This is a genomic window from Blastococcus sp. SYSU D00820 (assembly GCF_054050695.1).
Genome location: NZ_JBJGZW010000036.1, coordinates 1 through 18860 on the forward strand (window position 1 = coordinate 1; position 18860 = coordinate 18860).

At 75.4% G+C, this 18860-nt stretch carries 14 protein-coding genes; 7 read left to right on the forward strand and 7 right to left on the reverse strand.

Features of this window, described 5'->3' with window-relative positions:
- Nucleotides 1–615: 615 nt before the first annotated feature.
- Nucleotides 616–1140, reverse strand: a complete 525-nt coding sequence (locus ACI79R_RS22965; RefSeq protein ID WP_456576003.1) for a gamma carbonic anhydrase family protein — start codon at nucleotides 1138–1140, stop codon at nucleotides 616–618.
- A 529-nt stretch (nucleotides 1141–1669) separates the two neighbouring features.
- Here ACI79R_RS22965 and ACI79R_RS22970 point away from each other — a divergent pair.
- Entirely contained in the window at nucleotides 1670–3235 is a 1566-nt protein-coding gene (locus tag ACI79R_RS22970) for a DUF222 domain-containing protein (RefSeq protein ID WP_456576004.1), read from the forward strand.
- A 211-nt stretch (nucleotides 3236–3446) separates the two neighbouring features.
- Nucleotides 3447–4169: a monooxygenase gene (locus ACI79R_RS22975; protein WP_456576005.1), complete on the forward strand. Its 723-nt coding sequence runs from the start codon at nucleotides 3447–3449 to the stop codon at nucleotides 4167–4169.
- A 3-nt stretch (nucleotides 4170–4172) separates the two neighbouring features.
- On the opposite strand, the gene ACI79R_RS22980 is transcribed toward ACI79R_RS22975, so the two are convergent.
- The 4 genes from ACI79R_RS22980 to rhaI form a co-directional block, all read right to left on the reverse strand.
- Nucleotides 4173–5177 carry an Acg family FMN-binding oxidoreductase gene (locus ACI79R_RS22980; RefSeq protein ID WP_456576006.1) on the reverse strand — a complete coding sequence of 335 codons (1005 nt, stop codon included), beginning with the start codon at nucleotides 5175–5177 and terminating at the stop codon, nucleotides 4173–4175.
- A 92-nt stretch (nucleotides 5178–5269) separates the two neighbouring features.
- Nucleotides 5270–6742 (reverse strand): rhamnulokinase, encoded by a 1473-nt coding sequence (locus tag ACI79R_RS22985; protein WP_456576007.1) that lies wholly within the window; start codon nucleotides 6740–6742, stop codon nucleotides 5270–5272.
- A 31-nt stretch (nucleotides 6743–6773) separates the two neighbouring features.
- Entirely contained in the window at nucleotides 6774–8867 is a 2094-nt protein-coding gene (locus tag ACI79R_RS22990; protein ID WP_456576035.1) for a bifunctional aldolase/short-chain dehydrogenase, read from the reverse strand.
- Between the two features lie 19 nt (nucleotides 8868–8886).
- Nucleotides 8887–10059 (reverse strand): L-rhamnose isomerase, encoded by a 1173-nt coding sequence (gene rhaI / locus ACI79R_RS22995; RefSeq protein WP_456576008.1) that lies wholly within the window; start codon nucleotides 10057–10059, stop codon nucleotides 8887–8889.
- A gap of 130 nt (nucleotides 10060–10189) precedes the next feature.
- Here rhaI and ACI79R_RS23000 point away from each other — a divergent pair, with 130 nt between their 5' ends.
- From ACI79R_RS23000 to ACI79R_RS23015, 4 genes are read left to right on the forward strand one after another with little or no spacing between them, the layout of a single operon-like run.
- Complete coding sequence (locus ACI79R_RS23000) at nucleotides 10190–11224, forward strand: LacI family DNA-binding transcriptional regulator (protein ID WP_456576009.1); 1035 nt, start codon at nucleotides 10190–10192, stop codon at nucleotides 11222–11224.
- Nucleotides 11221–12009, forward strand: a complete 789-nt coding sequence (locus tag ACI79R_RS23005) for a (Fe-S)-binding protein (protein ID WP_456576010.1) — start codon at nucleotides 11221–11223, stop codon at nucleotides 12007–12009. Before ACI79R_RS23000 ends, ACI79R_RS23005 begins: the two co-directional genes overlap by 4 nt.
- Complete coding sequence (locus ACI79R_RS23010) at nucleotides 12006–13466, forward strand: LutB/LldF family L-lactate oxidation iron-sulfur protein (protein WP_456576011.1); 1461 nt, start codon at nucleotides 12006–12008, stop codon at nucleotides 13464–13466. The genes ACI79R_RS23005 and ACI79R_RS23010 overlap by 4 nt, the downstream gene beginning before the upstream one ends.
- Nucleotides 13463–14080, forward strand: coding sequence for a LutC/YkgG family protein (locus tag ACI79R_RS23015; RefSeq protein WP_456576012.1), 618 nt, complete (start codon nucleotides 13463–13465; stop codon nucleotides 14078–14080). The genes ACI79R_RS23010 and ACI79R_RS23015 overlap by 4 nt, the downstream gene beginning before the upstream one ends.
- Nucleotides 14081–14087: 7 nt before the next feature.
- Here the strand turns inward: ACI79R_RS23015 and ACI79R_RS23020 are convergent, their stop codons facing one another.
- Together ACI79R_RS23020 and ACI79R_RS23025 are read right to left on the reverse strand one after the other, a co-directional pair.
- On the reverse strand, nucleotides 14088–15812 hold the full coding sequence (locus tag ACI79R_RS23020; protein ID WP_456576013.1) for an AMP-binding protein: 1725 nt from the start codon (nucleotides 15810–15812) through the stop codon (nucleotides 14088–14090).
- 91 nt (nucleotides 15813–15903) lie between these two features.
- Nucleotides 15904–18114, reverse strand: a complete 2211-nt coding sequence (locus tag ACI79R_RS23025) for a glycoside hydrolase family 3 C-terminal domain-containing protein (RefSeq protein ID WP_456576014.1) — start codon at nucleotides 18112–18114, stop codon at nucleotides 15904–15906.
- 135 nt (nucleotides 18115–18249) lie between these two features.
- Here ACI79R_RS23025 and ACI79R_RS23030 point away from each other — a divergent pair, with 135 nt between their 5' ends.
- Complete coding sequence (locus ACI79R_RS23030) at nucleotides 18250–18846, forward strand: TetR/AcrR family transcriptional regulator (protein WP_456576015.1); 597 nt, start codon at nucleotides 18250–18252, stop codon at nucleotides 18844–18846.
- The last annotated feature ends 14 nt before the right edge of the window (nucleotides 18847–18860 follow it).

The window sequence follows — 18860 nt, forward strand, 5'->3', positions numbered from 1 at the left end:
CCCCCCCCCCCCCCAGCCCCCCCCCCCCCCCCCCCCCCCCCCCCCCCCCCCCCCCACCCCCCCCCCCCCCCCCCCCCCCCCCCCCCCCCCCCCCCCCCCCCCCCCCCCCCCCCCCCCCCCCCGCCCCCCCCCCCCCCCCCCCCCCCCCCCCCCCTCGGGGGTGTCCTCGGCCGGCGTGGCGAGCTCCAGGTGCACCCGGCCGTGGTCGGCGTAGACCCGCCGGGTGCGGCGGGCCAGCGGCGGCTCGAACAGGCCGCGGACGGCGGTTCCGAGGCTGCGCACCGAGCCGTCGGGCAGGGGGTCGGCGCCGGTCAGCACGGTGCCGACGGCGCGGGTGCCGGCGACCGCCGCGGCCGAGCCGAGGTCCAGCGAGGCGCCGGCGACCGACCGCAGCGCCCGCACCGCACCCCGCGCGGGACCGGCCTGCAGCAGCGGCGCGGTCACCGCGGGCACGGCGGCCAGCCCGGCACCGGCGGCGGCGAGGCGGGTGGCGCCCGCCAGCGCGCCGAGAGCCGGGGCGATGCGGTTGCGCAGGACCATCGGGCGACCTCGGACGGCGGTGTCCTCCGCCCGGCGGGCTCCCCGGGCGGTGGGTAGACGGTACGCCGGAGCGGCTCAGCCCACCTGTTCGATCGACGCCGCGTGGCGGCGGGCCAGCTGGCGGTAGGTCTCCGGGTTCTTCTCGACCCAGAACGCCGCGCTGCCGGTGAGCGGGCCACGGACGCGGGCCGGTGCGCCGACGGCGAGCACGCCCTCGGGGATCTCCGCGCCGGGCGGCACGAGGCTGCCGGCGGCGATCATCGCGCGGGCGCCGATGCGGGCGCCGTCCTGGACGGTGGCGCCGTTGCCGACCACCACCTCGGCGCCGATCACCGAGCCGTGCACCACGCAGACGTGGCCGATGGTCGCGCCCGGGCCCACTTCGGTGACCGGGTCGGTGCCGCCGTGCAGCACCGAGTTGTCCTGCACGTTCGCGCCCTCGCGGATGACGATCGGGCCGAAGTCGGCGCGCAGCACCACGCCGTACCAGATCGAGGCGCCGGCCTCGACGGTGACGTCGCCGACCAGCGTGGCCGTGGGCGCGACCCAGGCGTCGGGGTGGACGCGGGGCGCACGGCCCTCGAAGGCGAACAGCGGCACGGGCGATCTCCTGTCGGTGGGGGCGGCGGCCAGCGTAGGACGGCCGGGGGGTCGTGCCGAGCCGGATGTCCGGAGAGCGGGCCGCCTGCGAGGCGGTCGAGTACGTCTGTCCGCGGGCCATGAGGCGTCCGGCTGTGCCGCCCCTCGGGTCACTCGCCAGCGCGACGGCGGTGGCACCTTGCGCCGAACGCGCGCGGGGAGGTGGACCCCCACGAGATCGTGGCGGAGGGAGAGGCCGACACCGTCGTCATCCCGGTCATGTCCGGACCGCTTCCGGTGCGAGGCCGGATGGTGCGGGGTCAGGCGTCCGGTGCTCGAGGTGCAGGCGGCTGGGGACGGCGAGTTCGCCTCGCGGTCGCGATGCCCCTCTCGACGCTCGGTAGATGGTTCGGCGGCCGGCAGCGCGCTGACCGTCAGCAGTCGGTGATCACCGACGGGTCGCATGTCGACCTCGTCCACAGGCACCAAGCTCGTCCACAGACAGCTGACCTGCTCGTTCCTGTCGTACCCGTGGAGCAGAATCGCACATGTGTTCGAGGGGTTCGGGGTCGGGTTGACCGTGGCGCAGTCGCTGCCTGCCGCCGCGCGTCCGCCGCTGCTGGCCGGGCAGCGTCCGGCGCGGCTGTCCGACGTGCTGCCCCCGGAGACGCGCACCGATGCCGAGCTGGCCGTGGAGCTGGAGCGGGTGCAGCAGTTGCGGTCGCGGCTGGCCGGTTACGAGGTGGGGCTGGTGGCGGAGCTGGCTGCGCGTCGGCCCATCACCGACGACCCGGCCCCGAACACCCCGGGTGCGGCGTCCCCGGGCTGGGCCGCGGATCCGCTGCCCAGCGAGGTGAGCGAGTTCTTCCCCGACGAGCTCGCCCTGATCGTGAACGTGTCGCGGACCGAGGCCAGCAAGCTGCTGGCGGTCGTCCTCGACCTGCGCCACCGGCTGACCGCCACCTGGGCCGCCCTGGCCGACGGCGAACTCGACTGGCCCCGCGCCCGCGCCATCGCCCAGGAACTCGGGGTCGAGAAGGCCGGGCAGACCGCTCCGGACGTGGTGCGGGCGGTGGAGGCGCTGGTGCTGCCGCAGGCGATGGAGTTGTCGGTCAGCGGGGTGCGGGCGGCGGTGCAGCGGGAGCTGCAACGGCTGGACCAGCAGGCCGCCGACCGGCGGCGGGAGCAGGCGAAGAAGACCGCGAACGTGGAGCACCGGGCTCTGCGCGACGGGATGGCGCGGCTGGAGGTCACCGGCACCGCCGAGCAGGTCGCCGCCATGCACGCCACCGCCGACCAGCTGGCCCGCGCCGCCAAAGCCGACGGGCACGACCGACCCATCGGCGTGCTGCGCGTGGCGGCGCTGCACGCCCTGATCACCCGGCCCTGGGACGACACCCGCCCACCGGTCACCGCGCACATCACCGTGCTCGCCCCACTGCCGGCGCTCCAAGCCGCTTGCGAGGGCGGGTCGGTCGGCGCGGTCGACGGCCAACCCATCACCGCCGCCCACCTGCGGCAGGTGCTCGAGCAGCTCGACGCCCTGTGCCCCGGCGGGCTGCAGGCACCCCACGGCGGCAGCCTGGACATCGGCCTGGTCGACCCCGGCACTGGCCAGCTCCGCGCCACCCTCAGTCGGTCGCAGCTCGAACGCCTCGCCCGGCGAGGCTGCCGCGACCACCCCGACGACGCCACCCGCGGCGGCGGCAACTGTGGCTGCGCGGTCCTGGGCAGACCCGAGCCGGTCGACGGCTACCGGCCGCCGATCCCCACCGACCGGTTCGTGCGCACCCGCGACCAGCACTGCCGCATGCCCGGCTGCCACCACCGGGCCGGCTGGGCCGACCTGGACCACGTCATCCCGCACGCCGCCGGCGGCGCCACCGCCTGCGACAACCTCTGCTGCCTCTGCCGGCGCCACCACCGGCTCAAGACCCACGCCCGCGGCTGGCGCTTCACCATGACCCCCGACGGCGCACTCACCGTCACCACGCCCAGCGGGGTCACCCGGATCACCCGGCCACCCGGCCCCGACTGGTACCCCGGCCCCGCACCACCCCTCCTCACCGGCCAGGCGCCGGATGCCGTCCCCGCCGCCGAACCACCGCCCTTCTGACCGCACCGCCACCCCGACGCCGGTGGCCCCTCCTGGGGATGGGAGGGGCCACCGGTCCCGGCCCACGGCTGCCCGGAGGTCGACATGTCCGCAAGCCGACGAATCGAGGAGCCGACGAATCGAGGAGTCGAGGAGGCGAGGTGTCGCCCAGTCCGCCGCACTCTCCAGCTGTCCCGGCACACCCACCCGGCGGTCGGGGAGACTCGACGCCGTGCCCGCCCCCGCCCCCCTCGTGACCCTGCACCTGTGGGGCGTGCCGGGGCGCGCCGTTCCCCGGGCGGTGGCGCACATGGCCACCGACCGGCGGCCGCTGCGGCACACCCCGGGTCTGCGGTTCGCCAAGCTGCTCGGCACCGGCAGCGGTCGCACCTTCACCGTCCGGGACGCCGATCCCCGCCGCTGGGGGCTGCTCGCCGTCTGGGACGACGAGGCCACCGCCGACGCGTTCGCCGGGGGTCGGCTGACCGGCTGCTGGCGGGACCTCGCCGACGAGGAGTGGTCGGTGCGCCTGCGTCCGCTGACCACCCGCGGCCGGTGGTCGCGCCAGGAGCCGTTCGGCACGCCGACCCCCACCCGCTGGAACGGGCCGGTCGCCGCGGTCACCCGCGCCCGCCTGGTGCTGCGCCGCGCCGCGCGCTTCTGGAGCGCGGTCCCGCCGGTCTCGGCCGACCTGCACCGCTCCCCCGGCCTCCGGATGGCCCTCGGCATCGGCGAGGCACCGATCGGCCTGCAAGGAACCTTCAGCGTCTGGGACGACACGGCCGCCCTCAACGCGTTCGCCTATCGCCGCCCCGCGCACACCGCGGTCGTCGACCGCACCGCCCGCGAGGGTTGGTACGCCGAGGAGCTCTTCGCCCGGTTCGCCGTCCTCGGCAGCCAGGGCACCGTCGACGGCCGCGACCCGGCCGCCGCCCCGGGCCTCAGCGCGGGGTGACCGTCAGGACGTGACCGTCAGGACGTCGGCCACCGGTCGCCGGTTCGTCGGCGGCGTCCGGTCGCTGGACGGGTAGCCCAGCCGCAGCAGCATCTGCGGGTGGCCGACCAGCGACAGCCGCGAGCGCAACTGCGTGCGGGTCGCCGGCCAGTCCAGCGCCTGGGTCAGCGGCGACGAGGCCAGCCCCGCCACCGTCGCCCGCAGCAGCACCTGGCCGAGCGCCCGCCCGGCGGTCAGCCAGGCCAGCCGGTCGTCGTTGTCGGTGCCCATCAGCACCACCACCGGCCGCTCGGGCACCGGCGGCGGCGCATCGGGGTCGGGGTTGTGGAACGGCGACCGGTCGGCCGGCCGCGAGCCCACCACGAAGTCCCGGATCAGCCAGTTGGACGGCCGCGTCGCCGGGTCCTCCTCCGGCACCGCGCCGACCGGGATGCCGTCGACGGCCGCAGGGTCGGTGCGCAGCCACTGCTGCAGCTCCTCGACGTACTCGGGCTCGCCCTGCTCGATCTCCTCGGCCCGCGAGATGAGGAAGACCGTGGCCACCTCCTCGTCGGACTCGGTGATCGGCTTGAACCACACCGAGAACGTCCCCGCCGCCCGCTGCAGCTCCTCCAGCAGCTCGACCGGCACCGCCTGCGGCAGGAACGGCGCCCGCTCGGTGTGCCGGGTGCCGATCGCCGCCCCCAGCGCCCGGTCCTCCTCCGTGGCCTCCGCCGGCCCGGTCACCGTGATGGTGGCCAGCAGGTCGGCGTCGCCGTCGTCCGGCTGCACCTCGACCTCGGCGGCGAGGCCGGCCGCCCGCAGCGCGACCACGGCGAACTCGACGGCCACCCCGCAGCTGATGACCCGCTGCCGCCCGCTGGGGTCCAGCGTCCGCAGCGCCCGGGTCGGATCGGTGCGGACGTCGAGCCGGTCACCGGCCGCGGTGAACAGCCACGGCTGGGTGTTGTGGATCGACGGGGCCCGGGTCGCGGCCTCGACCACGCGGGTCCACTGCTGCTGGTCCACTGCTACCTCCCGATCGGCCCCATGGGGGACGGCGCTCGCGTCCTGCCTACCCCATGCGCGCCCGGGCAGCAGCACCGCTCCTGCCCCGACGGTCAGCCGGCCGGGAACACCCGTGCCTCCGCGGCCGCCCAGGCCGCCGGAGAGCCGGCCGGCCGGTACTCCACCAGCGGCTGGGTGGTGCGCAGCAGCCGGCGCAGCTCGGGCAGCCCGCCCTCGAGCGCGCCCAGCGCCCGCGCCTGCACCAGGGCGTTGCCCAGCGCGGCGGCCTCCACCGGCCCGGCCAGCACCGGCCGCTCGCAGGCGTCGGCGGTGAGCTGGCACAGCAGCGCGTTGCGCGCGCCGCCGCCGACCAGGTGCACCACGTCGACGTCCTGCCCGGAGAGCTCGGCCGCCCGGCGCAGCGTCCGGCGGTAGGCCAGCGCCAGGCTGTCGACGATGCAGCGCACCGTTTCCGCCTGGCTCTGCGGCGGCGCCTGCCCCGACTCGGCGCAGGCCGCCGCGATCCGCGCCGGCATGTCCCCCGGCGGCAGGAACCGCGGATCGTCGGGGTCGACGACGGCGGTGAACGCCGGCACCCGCGCGGCCGCGGCCAGCAGCTCGGTCAGGTCGGCCGGCAGCCCGGACGCTGCCCACGTGCGCAGCGACTCCTGCAGCAGCCACAGCCCCATGACGTTGTGCAGATAGCGCACCGTGCCGTCCACGCCGAGCTCGTTGGTGAAGCCCGCCGCCCGGCCGGCCTCGGTCAGCACGGGCTTCTCCAGCTCCACGCCGACCAGCGACCAGGTGCCGCACGAGACGTAGCCGAACCGGCGGTCCCGGGCCGGCACGCCCACGACCGCCGACGCCGTGTCGTGCGAGCCGACGGCGAGCACCGGCACCGCGCCCAGACCGGTCTCCGCCTGCACCTCGGGCAGCAGCTCCCCCAGCCGCTCCCCCGGCTGCCGCAGCGGCGGCAGCAGCTCGCGCGGCAGTCCCAGCCGGTCGAGCAGCTCGCCCGACCACTCCCGCGTCGTCGCGTCGAGCAGCCCCGTGGTCGATGCGTTCGTGACCTCCGCACCGCGCGCGCCGGTCAGCCAGTACGCCAGCAGGTCCGGGATCAGCAACGCCTGGCGGGCGGCGGCGAACCGCGCCGTGGGCCGCGCGGCGGCCAGCTGGAAGACCGTCGTGAAGGGCAGGTGCTGCAGCCCGTTGACCCGGTACAGCTCGTCGGCGGGGACGGCGGCGTGCACCGCCGGCACCGCCGTCTCGTGCCGGGCGTCCCGGTAGTGCACCGGGTTGCCCAGCAGGGCGCCGTCGGCGTCCAGCAGGCCGACGTCCACCGCCCAGCTGTCGATGCCGATGCCGTCCAGCCGCCCGGCCTCCCGGCCGGCGGCCCGCAGCCCGTCGAGGACCCCGGCGTGCAGCGCCAGCACGTCCCACGACAGCGTCCCGGCGGTACGCACCGGCCGGTTCGGGAACCGGTGCACCTCGGTGAGCTCCAGCCGGCCCGGCCCCACCCGGGCCAGCATCACGCGGCCACTGGAGGCACCGAGGTCGACCGCCGCGACGGTGACCTCGGTGCTCACGGCGTCGCCTTCCGCGCGCGAGAGGCGGTCGTCACCGGAGGAACGCCGCGGCCACGCCCGAGTCCACCGGCACGTGCAGGCCCGTGGTGCGGGTCAGGTCGCCACCGGTGAGGGCGAAGACGGCGTCGGCGACGTGGTCGGGCAGCACCTCGCGCTTGAGCAGGGTGCGCTGCGCGTAGAACTCGCCCAGGTCCTCCTCCTTGACCCCGTACACCGCCGCGCGCGAGGCGCCCCAGCCCCCGGCGAAGATCCCCGACCCGCGGACGACGCCGTCGGGGTTGATGCCGTTGACCCGGATCTGGTGCGGGCCGAGCTCGGCGGCCAGCAGCCGCACCTGGTGCGCCTGGTCGGCCTTGGTGGCGCCGTAGGCGATGTTGTTCGGCCCGGCGAACAGCGAGTTCTTGCTGGAGATGTAGACGACGTCGCCGCCCATCCCCTGCTCGATCATGATCCGGGCCGCCTCGCGGGAGACGAGGAAGCTGCCCTTGGCCATGACGTCGTGCTGCAGGTCCCAGTCGGCCTCGGTGGTCTCCAGCAGCGGCTTGGAGATCGACAGCCCGGCGTTGTTGACCACCAGGTCCACCCCGCCGAAGGCCAGCACGGCCTCGCGGAACGCCGCGGCGACGGCCTCGGCGTCGCTCACGTCGGCGGCCACCCCGATCGCCACGTCGGAGGAGCCGATCTCGGCCGCGGCGGCCTCGGCCTTCGACCGGTCGAGGTCGGCGACGACGACGCAGGCGCCCTCGGCGGCCAGCCGGTGCGCGATCGCCCGCCCGATGCCGCTGGCCGCACCGGTGACCAGCGCGACGCGGGTGGCCAGCGGCTTGGGCTTCGGCATCCGCTGGAGCTTGGCCTCCTCCAGCGCCCAGTACTCGATGCGGAACTTCTCGCTCTCGTCGATCGGCGCGTAGGTGGACACCGCCTCGGCGCCGCGCATCACGTTGATCGCGTTGACGTAGAACTCACCGGCCACGCGGGCGGTCTGCTTGTTCGCGCCGAAGCTGAACATGCCGACGCCGGGCACCAGCACGATCGCCGGGTCCGCGCCGCGCATGGCCGGCGAGTCGGGGGTGGCGTGGCGGGCGTAGTAGGCCGCGTACTCGGCGCGGTAGGCCTCGTGCAGCTCGCGCAGCCGCGCGACGACGTCCGCCACCGGGGCCGACGCCGGCAGGTCGACGACCAGCGGGCGCACCTTGGTGCGCAGGAAGTGGTCGGGGCACGAGGTGCCGAGGGCCGCCAGCGGCTGCAGCTTCTCCCGCGAGAGGAACTCGAGGACGACGTCGGCGTCGGTGAAGTGCCCGACCTGCGGCCGGTCGGTCGAGGCCAGCCCGCGGATCACCGGCGCGAGCGCGGCGGCCCGCTGCCGGCGCTCGGTCTCGGGCAGCGGCTCGAAGCCCGGGACGACGGGGCCGAACGGCTCCGGCTTGCCGCGCTCGGCGAGGAACCGCTCGGCGGTACGGATGATCTCCAGCGAGTGCGCCTCGCACTCCTCGCTGGTGGCGCCCCAGGCGGTGATGCCGTGCCCCCCGAGGATGCAGCCGATGGCCTGGGGGTTGGCCTCCTTGATCGCGGCGATGTCGAGGCCGAGCTGGAAGCCGGGCCGCCGCCAGGGCACCCAGACCACGCGGTCGCCGAAGCACTCGCGGGTCAGCTCCTCGCCGTCGGCCGCGGTGGCCAGCGCGATGCCGGAGTCCGGGTGCAGGTGGTCGACGTGGGCGGCGTCGACCAGCCCGTGCATCGCGGTGTCGATCGACGGCGCGGCCCCGCCGCGGCCGTGCAGGCAGTAGTCGAACGCGGCGACCATCTCGTCCTCGCGCTCGACGCCCGGGTAGACGCCGACGAGGGAGCGCAGCCGGTCCAGCCGCAGCACGGCCAGGCCCGACTCGGTGAGGGTGCCGAGGTCACCGCCGGAGCCCTTGACCCAGAGCAGCTCGACCGGGGCGCCGGTGACCGGGTCGGTCCCGGTGCCCGCGGCGGAGGTGTTGCCGCCGGCGTAGTTGGTGTTGCGCGGGTCGGCGCCCAGGCGGTTGCTGCGCGCGATGAGGTCCGCGACGACGGGGTTGGTCACGAGTGGTGCTTCCTTCCAGAGAGGTCGGGGGGCCTTTCGCGCGCGAAAGGCGGTCAGGGAGCTGCCAGGTCCTCTTTCAGGCGCCCCAGCCGGCCTGCTGGCCGCCGACGCGCTCGCGGGCGATCCGCTCCTGGTGCCCGGAGGCGGCGTAGGCGCGGTAGGGGTCGGCGTCCAGGCCGCGGCTCTCGCGCAGCTCCGCCAGCAGCGGGCGGACGTCGGTCGAGTAGGCGTCCATCAGCACGCCGTGCGCGCCGAGCACGTCACCGGCGACCTGTGCCTCGCGCAGCGCCGTCCGGTCGACCAGCAGCGCCTTGGCGGTGGCCTCCTGCACGTTCATCACCGAGCGGATCTGGCCGGGGATCTTCGGCTCGATGTTGTGGCACTGGTCGAGCATGAAGTTGACGCCGGCCTCGGGGCGCAGCGCGTCGTTGCCGACGATCTCGTTCATGATCCGGAACAGCTGGAACGGGTCGGCCGCGCCCACGATGAGGTCGTCGTCGCCGTAGTTGCGCGAGTTGAAGTCGAAGGCGCCCAGCCGCCCGACCCGCAGCAGCTGCATGACGATGAACTCGATGTTGGTGTTCGGCGCGTGGTGGCCGGTGTCCAGCACGACCTGCGCCTGCTCGCCGAGGGCCAGGCAGTGCAGCAGCGAGGTGCCCCAGTCGGGGATGTCGGTGGCGTAGAAGTACGGCTCGAAGAACTTGTACTCGATCAGCAGCCGGTGCCCGGGGTCGAGCAGCGCGTAGATCTCCTGCAGCGACTCGGCCAGCCGGTCCTGCCGGGCGCGCAGGTCGTCCTGGCCGGCGTAGTTGGTGCCGTCGGGCAGCCAGAGCTTGAGGTCGGTCGAGCCGGTCTGGCGCATGACCTCGACGCACTGCGCGTGGTGCGCGATCGCGCGCCGGCGGACGGCGGGGTCGGGATGGGTGAGCGAGCCGAGCTTGTACTCGTCGTCCTGGAACAGATTGGAGTTGATCGCGCCGATCGAGACCCCGAGGTCGGCGGCGTGCGCGGCGAGCTTGCCGTAGTCGTCGACGAGGTCCCACGGGATGTGCAGCGACACCCGCGGCGCGACGCCGGTGAAGCGGTGCACCTGCGCGGCGTCCTCGAGCTTCTCGAAGGGGTCGCGCGCCACGCCCGGCTGGCCGAAGACCTTGAACCGGGTGCCGGAGTTGCCGAACGCCCAGGAGGGCAGCTCGATGGTCTGCTCGGCCAGGGCGGCGAGGGCTCGCGTCCGCAGGTCGTCGGTCACGTCGGGCTCCGATCACGGCTTGTGAAACGATTCATGTGCTGGCATGACGCACCCTACGCACGTCGCTGCTAACGTGTCAAAGCACCCGGCCGCGCCGGTTGAGACGATTCAGCCCGACCCGAGGAGCCGCGTGACGAGCAGCATCCGCGACGTCGCCGCCCACGCCGGCGTCTCCGTCGGCACGGTCAGCAACGTGCTCAACCGGCCCGACCTGGTCGCCGCCGGCACGCGCACCCGGGTGCTCGACGCGATCACCGCGCTGGGCTTCGTCCGCAACGAGTCCGCGCGCCAGCTGCGCGCCGGCTCCAGCCGCACCGTCGGCCTGGTGGTGCTGGACATCGCCAACCCGTTCTTCACCGACGTCGCCCGGGGCGTGGAGGACGTGGTCAACGCCGCGGGCCTGGCGCTGATCCTGTGCAACTCCGACGACCGGCCGGCCAAGGAGGCCGCGCACCTGTCGGTGCTGGCCGAGCAGCGCGTGCAGGGCGTGCTCATCACCCCCACCGCCGAGCTGACCCCCGAGCTGGAGGCGCTGCGCGCCCGGGGCGTCCCGGTGGTGCTGGTCGACCGCCGCGCCCCCGACGCCGACCGCTGCGCGGTGGCCACCGACGACGTGCTCGGCGGCCGGCTGGCCGCCGAGCACCTGCTCGAGCGCGGGCACCGGCGGATCGCCTTCATCGGCGGGACGTCGGGCCTGCCGCAGATCCAGGAGCGGCGCGCCGGCGTGGAGGCCGCCGTCGCCGAGGCCGGCGACGCCGACCTGCTGGTGCTCTCCCCGGAGGAGCTCACCGTCGCCGGCGGCCGCGAGGCCGCCGCCCGGGTGATCGGCGTGCCGGCCGCCCGCCGGCCCACCGCGGCGGTCTGCGCCAACGACCTGCTGGCGCTGGGCGTGCTGCAGGAGATGGTCCGCCACGGGGTGCGGGTGCCCGACGAGTTCGCGATCGTCGGCTACGACGACATCGACTTCGCCGCCGCGGCGGCGGTGCCGCTGACGTCGGTGCGCAAGCCGCGCGCCGAGCTGGGCCGGCGGGCCGCCGAGCTGCTCCTCGACGAGGGCCGTACGGGCCACGTGCACCAGCAACCGGTCTTCGAGCCCGTGCTCGTCGTCCGCGAGTCGAGCATGGTCCGCCGGGATGCGGCGAGGGACCGGGAGGGAGCCCGATGAAGGTCGCGCTGTTCGCCACCTGCCTGGTGGACACGATGGTCCCGCAGGTGGCCCGGGCGACGGCGGTGCTGCTGCAGCGCCTGGGGCACGAGGTGGTCGTGCCGCCGGGGCAGGCCTGCTGCGGGCAGATGCACGTCAACACCGGCTACCGGCGCGAGGCGGTGCCGATCGTCGCCAACCACGTGCGGGCGTTCAGCGGTGCCACGTCGTCGGGGGTCGAGGCGGTCGTCGCGCCGTCCGGCTCCTGCGTGGCCTCGATCCACCACCAGCAGGCCATGGTGCTGCGCCGGGCCGGGGAGGAAGGGCTCGCGCAGGAGGCCGAGGCGCTGGCCGCGCGCACGTACGAGCTGAGCCAGTTCCTCGTCGACGTCCTCGGCGTGACCGACGTCGGCGCGTACTACCCGCACCGCGTCACCTACCACCCGACCTGCCACTCGCTGCGGCTGCTGCGCGTCGGCGACCGGCCGCTGCAGCTGCTGCGCGCGGTGCGCGGGCTGGAGCTGGTCGAGCTGCCCGCGGCCGACCAGTGCTGCGGTTTCGGCGGCACGTTCGCGGTGAAGAACGCCGACACCTCGACGGCGATGCTGACCGACAAGATGGCCAACGTGCTGTCCACGCACGCCGAGGTGTGCACCGCCGGCGACGCCTCCTGCCTGATGCACATCGGCGGGGGGCTGTCCCGGCTGCGGTCGGGCACCCGCACCGTCCACCTGGCCGAGATCCTCGCCTCGACGGAGGAAGCCGTGTCCCCCCAGCAGAGCACGACGCCGGCGGTGTCCCGGTGACCCAGGTCTTCCTCGGTCTGCCGACCGCTCCGCGCGGGGTCGGCAACCTCCGCGGCCACCGCCCCTTCCCCGACGCCGCCCGCGACGCCCTGCGCGACGGCCAGCTGCGGGCCAACCTCGGCCACGCGACCACGACGATCCGCGGCAAGCGCGCCGCCGTCGTCGGCGAGGTGCCCGACTGGGAGCAGCTGCGCCAGGCGGGCAGGGCCCTCAAGGCCGCGACGATGGCCCGGCTCGACGAGCACCTCGAGGAGCTCGAGCGGCAGGTGAGCGCGCGCGGCGGCACCGTGCACTGGGCCCGTGACGCCGCCGAGGCCAACGCGATCGTCACCCGGCTGGTGCAGGCCACCGGGGCCGACGAGGTGGTCAAGGTCAAGTCGATGGCCACCCAGGAGATCGGCCTCAACGAGGCGCTCGAGGCCGCCGGCATCGCCGCCTGGGAGACCGACCTCGCCGAGCTCATCGTCCAGCTCGGCGAGGACAAGCCCAGCCACATCCTGGTGCCGGCGATCCACAAGAACCGGTCGGAGATCCGCGAGATCTTCGCCCGCACGATCCCCGGCGTCGACCCCGGTCTGACCGACGACCCGCGGCAGCTGGCCATGGCCGCCCGCGCCCACCTGCGCGAGCGGTTCCTGCGCGCCCGGGTGGCGATCAGCGGCGCGAACTTCGCCGTCGCCGAGACCGGCACGCTCGCCGTCGTCGAGAGCGAGGGCAACGGCCGGATGTGCCTGACCCTCCCGCAGACGCTGATCACGGTCATGGGCATCGAGAAGCTGGTGCCGACCTGGCGCGACCTGGAGGTCTTCCTCCAGCTGCTCCCCCGCTCCTCCACCGGCGAGCGGATGAACCCCTACACCTCGCTGTGGGCCGGGGTCACCCCCGGCGACGGGCCGCAGGAGTTCCACCTCGTGCTGCTCGACAACGGACGGACGGCGGTGCTCGCCGACGAGGTGGGCCGGGAGGCGCTGCACTGCATCCGGTGCTCGGCCTGCCTCAACGTGTGCCCGGTGTACGAGCGCACCGGCGGGCACGCCTACGGCTCGGTCTACCCGGGCCCCATCGGCGCGGTGCTCTCCCCGCAGCTGACCGGCGTCGAGGACAACGCCTCGCTGCCCTACGCCTCCAGCCTGTGCGGCGCCTGCTACGACGCCTGCCCGGTGGCCATCGACATCCCCTCGATCCTGGTGCACCTGCGCGCCGAGCACGTCGAGGCGCAGGAGCGGCTGACCGTCGAGGCCGCCGGGTTCCGGGCCCTGGCGCGGGCGATGAGCAACCCGCGGCTGTGGCGGCTGGCCCAGCGCGCCGCGGGCCTGGGCCGGTTCCTCGCCCGCGGCCGGCCCACGCTGCCGGCCACGCTGCCCCCGCCGGTCAGCGGCTGGACCCGCACCCGCGACCTGCCGGCGCCGCCGGCGAAGACCTTCACGCAGCAGTGGACCGAGGAGCACGGCCGGTGAGCAGCGCCCGCGACGAGGTCCTCGGCCGGATCCGCACCGCCCTCGGCGAGCGCCGGCCGGCACCCGAGGTGGTCCGCGACTACCGCACCACCGACGACCGCGCGCCCGCGGAGCTGCGCGCCGTCCTCACCGACCGGCTGGAGGACTACCGGGCGACCGTCGTCCGCTGCGCTCCCGACGGGATCGGCGCCGCGGTCGCCACCGCGCTCGGCACGGTGGGGGTCGACCCGGCCGCCGTCGTCGTCGCCCCCGGGGTGCCCGCCACATGGCGGCCGGCCGGCAGCCGGGAGGACGACGGCCGCGCCGCCGTCGACCTGGTCGCCTTCGAGGCCACCCTCACCGGGGTGGCCGTGGCGATCGCCGAGACCGGCACGCTCGTGCTCGACGGCTCGCCGCTGTCCGGCCGGCGGGCCCTGTCGCTGCTGCCCGACGTGCTGGTCTGCGTGGTCGAGGCCGGCCAGGTGGTCGGGGGCGTGCCCGAGGGCCTGGCCCGGCTCGACCCGCTGGCCCCGCTGACCATGGTCAGCGGCCCGTCGGCGACCAGCGACATCGAGCTGCAGCGGGTCGAGGGCGTGCACGGCCCGCGGACGCTGCTGGTCGTGCTGGCCGCCTGACGGTGCCCTAGCCGCGCAGCTCCGGGAACTGGTCGTCACGCCACTCCCGGGCCTCGGTCGCGTTGGCCGCGGCGCCGGCGGCGAGCTCCTCCTCGCGGCCGCGCAGCTCGACCCGGCGGATCTTGCCGGAGATCGTCTTGGGCAGCTCGTAGAACTCGATCCGGCGGATCCGCTGGTAGGGGTTCAGGTGCTCCCGGGCGTGGGCGAGGATCGAGCGGGCGGTCTCCTCGGTCGGCTCGTGGCCCGGCGCGAGGGCCACGTAGGCCTTGGGCACCGCCAGCCGCACGGCGTCCGGCGCCGGCACCACGGCGGCCTCGGCGACCGCCGGGTGCTCGATCAGCACCGACTCCAGCTCGAACGGGCTGATCTTGTAGTCGCTGGCCTTGAAGACGTCGTCCGTGCGCCCGACGTAGGTGATGTAGCCGTCCGCGTCGACGCCGGCCACGTCGCCGGTGTGGTAGTACCCGCCGGCGGTCGCCTCGGCGGCCCGCTCGGGATCGCCCTGGTAGCCGGTCATCAGCGGGAGCGGGGAGGCCGACAGGTCCAGGCAGATCTCCCCCTCCCCCGGCCCCTCGACCGGCCGGCCGTCGGTGCCGACCAGCACCACCGGGACGCCGGGCAGCGGCCGGCCCATCGACCCGGGCCGGACCTCCGAGCCCGGCGTGTTGCCGATCTGCGCGGTGGTCTCGGTCTGCCCGTAGCCGTCGCGGATGGTCAGCCCCCACGCCCGCCGGACCTGCTCGATGACCTCCGGGTTCAACGGCTCCCCCGCGCCGATCAGCTCGCGCAGCGAGCCGGGGCCGCCGGAGAGGTCGGCGTTGATGAGCATCCGCCAGACCGTCGGCGGCGCGCAGAACGAGGTGACCTCCCGCTCGCGCAGCAGCGCCAGCAGCGAGGGCGCGTCGAACCGGCGGTAGTTGGAGACGAACACCGTGGCCTCGGCGATCCACGGCGCGAACAGGCAGGACCAGGCGTGCTTGGCCCAGCCGGGCGAGGAGATGTTCAGGTGCACGTCGCCGCGCTGCAGGCCGAGCCAGTACATCGTGGTCAGGTGGCCGACCGGGTAGCTGACCTGGGTGTGCTCGACGAGCTTGGGCCGCGACGTCGTGCCGGAGGTGAAGTAGAGGAGCAGCCGGTCACCGGGCGCCGTTCCCGGGTGCGGGGTGGGCGTGGCCTCCCGGCCGGCGGCCTCGCGGAGGTCGGCCCAGCCCTCCACCGGGCCGACGCTGATCCGGCCGTAGTCGCCGGGCACCGCGTCGAACTTGGCCGTGTCGGCGGGGTTGCAGACGACGAACCGGGCGCCGCCCCGCGCGATGCGGTCGGTCAGGTCGGCCGGGCCGACGGCGGTCGTCGTCGGCATGACCACCGCTCCCAGCTTGAAGACGGCGAGCACGACCTCCCACAGCTCGACCTGGTTGCCGAGCATGACCAGGACGGCGTCGCCCCGGCCGACCCCGCGCTCGGCCAGCCAGGCGGCCAGCCGGTCGGAGGCGTCGGCCATCTCGGCGAAGCTGCGCTCGGTGGCGGCGCCGTCCTCCTCGACGATGACCAGGGCGGGCCGGTCGTTGCCCCGGGCGATCGCGTCGAACCAGTCGACCGCCCAGTTGAACCGGTCGCCGAGGTCGGGCCAGCGGAACTCCGCCACCGCCCGCTCGTGCTGCCCGCGCAGGGCCAGCAGCTGGTCGCGGGCGGCCCGGTAGGCCTCCGTCGCACTGGTGGTGGTCGCGCTCATCCCCACGGCTCCTCCCCCGGCGTCGCCCTCGGCGCCGGCTCCCCGACATGCCTACCGCCTCGGGCGGCGGCCGGCACGCAGGGGCCGCCGGTCAGCCGCGGGCGGCGGCCGCGAGGCCGGCCAGCCGGTCGAGCTCGGCCCGCGGCAGGTCGGCGCCGAAGTCCTTGGCGAACCGGCGCATCGGCATCGAGCCGATCATCGTGAGCATCTCCGCGTGCATCTCCCCGGCGCCCTCCGGCATGCGGGCGAGGAAGGCCTCAAGGAGCGGCGGACCGGCCACCGGGTGCCCGAACCACTCGGCCACCGAGGAGTCGAGGTCGAGCACGGGCACGAGGTCGTCGCCGGCCAGGGTCACCGTCTGCTCGGCGACGACCGCGGCGGCGCTCTCGCCGACCTGCACGGCGTACTCGCCGGGGGCGACCACCCAGCCGCCCTCCCGCACGTCCCAGTAGGCGAACGCCCGCCGGTCCAGCCCGAGGGTCACCGTGCGGGTCTCCCCCGGCTCGAGCACCACCGTCGTGAAGGCGCGCAGCTCGCGGGCCGGGCGGCGCACCGGGCCGGCGGTGGTCGCGACGTAGACCTGGACGACGTGCCGGCCGGCCCGATCGCCGGTGTTGGCGACGGTGACGGTGGCGACCGCGCTGTCGTCGCCGGTGACCTCGACGGTCAGGCCGGTGGTCTCGACCGTGGTGTAGGACAACCCGTGGCCGAACGGGAACCGCGGCGCGACGCCCGCGGTCTCGGTGTGCCGGTAGCCGACGAAGACGCCCTCGCCGTAGCGCACGGTGCCCTGCTCGCCGGGGAAGGTCAGCCAGCTGGGGTTGTCGGCCAGCCGCCGCCAGACCGTCTCGGCCAGCCGCCCCGACGGGTTGGCCGCGCCGGTGAGCAGGTCGGCCAGCGCGGCACCGCCGGCCTGGCCGAGCAGCCCGCCGTCGAGCACCGCGTCGACCTCGTCGATCCAGCCCTCCAGGGAGACCACGCCGCCGTGGGAGAGCACGACGACGGTGCGCGGGGCGGCCGCGGCGACCGCGCGGATCAGCTCGACCTGCCCGGCCGGGAGGTCCAGGGTGGTGCGGTCGAAGCCCTCGGACTCGTCGGCCTCGGCCAGCCCGGCGAACACCACGGCGACCTCCGCGGCGCCGGCCAGCGCCACCGCCTCGTCGAGGTCGGTGCCGTCGGCGAAGGGCAGGTCGGCCCCGAGCTGCTCGCGGAGGACGTCGAGCGCGGCGTCCACCCGGGTGGCGTTGACCCGGGAGCTGCCGCCGCCCTGGAAGCGCGGGCGCACCGCCTGCTCCCCGACGACCGCCACCCGGGTTCCGCGAGCCAGCGGGAGGGTGCCGCGCTCGTTGGTGAGCAGCACGGCGCACCGCGCGGCGAGCTCGCGGGCCAGCGCGTGGTGCGCGTCGACGTCAACGTCGACGTCGCCGGCCGGCTCGGCGACGTAGCGGGCCAGCGCCGCCACCCGCGCGGCACTGGCGTCGACGTACGCCTCGTCCAGGGCGCCGGTGGCCACGGCCTCGACCACCTCGGCGTCCCCGGTGCCGTTGTCGCCCGGCATCTGCAGGTCCAGGCCGGCGCGTAGCGCGGCCACCCGGTCCTGCACCGCACCCCAGTCGGAGACGACGACGCCGCCGAAGCCCCACTGCTCGCGCAGCACCTCGGTGAGCAGCCACCGGTTCTGGGAGGCGTGGACGCCGTTGATCCTGTTGTAGGCGCACATCACCGTGGCCGGCCAGGCCTCGGTGACCACCCGCTCGAAGGCGGGCAGGTAGATCTCCCGCAGCGTGCGCTCGTCGACCTCGGCGCTGATCCGCATGCGCTCGGTCTCCTGGTTGTTGGCGGCGAAGTGCTTGACCGACGCGCCCACGCCCTGCGACTGCTGCCCCTGCACGTGCGCGGCGCCCAGGACGCCGGCCAGCAGGGGGTCCTCGGAGTAGTACTCGAAGTTCCGCCCGCACAGCGGGGACCGCTTGATGTTCACCCCGGGCCCCAGCACGACGGACACGCCGAGCGCGCGGGCCTCGCGGCCGACGGCCGCGCCGATCAGACGGGCCACCTCCGGGTCCCAGCTGGCGCCGACCGCCACCGCCGGCGGGAAGCAGGTCGCCGGCCGGCTGGCCATCAGCCCGACGGCACCGAAGTCGCCCTCCTGGCGGCGCACCCCGTGCGGGCCGTCGGTGAGCACCAGCGACGGCAGGCCGGCGGCCTCGACGGGTGAGGTGGACCAGAAGTCCCGGCCGGAGAGCAGGCTCGCCTTCTCCTCCAGGGACAGCGCGGACAGGTCGGGAGCGGTCGGCGTCACGTCCCGATCCTCCGGACCGGCCGGGGCGATGGCGTCCCCGGCTGCCATTGACCGGCAGACCGGTCGGAGCCACCGACACGCCGTGCAGTCTCCGCAAGTTTGCAGTCTCCGCAAGATCTGCGGCAGAATGGTGTCGTGACCGAGCCGGGGCTGCGCGAGCGGAAGAAGATCGCCACCCGCCGCGCGCTGCACCGGGCCGCGCTGGAGCTGGTCGGCGAGCACGGGCTCGACGCGGTGTCGGTCGACGACATCGCCGCCCGCGCCGAGGTCTCCCCGCGCACCTTCTTCAACTACTTCTCGTCCAAGGACGAGGCGGTCATCGGCACCGTGCCCACCGCCCGCGACGACCTGGTGCAGGAGCTGCTGGCCCGGCCGGCCGGGGAGCCCCCGGTGGAGTCGCTGCGCGCGCTGGCCCGGGAGGACGTCGCCGACATCGTCGGGGACGCCGAGCTGTGGCCGCTGCGGCTGCGGGTGGTCGACGCCAACCCCGCGCTCAAGCCGCGGCTGTCGGCGAGCTTCAGCGAGGCCGAGAACATCCTGGCCGCGGCGATCGCGGCCCGGCTCGAGCTGCCGCTGGACGGCTACCCGACCCTGCTGGCGGCGGTGCACTCCACGGTGATGCGCACCGCGCTGCACCGCTGGACCGGCAGCGGCTTCGCCGTGTCGCTGCAGGACCTCGTCGACGAGGCCTACGACCTGATCGCCGCCGGGCTGCCGCTGCCGCCCCGGTAGCCGCCCTCCCCTGA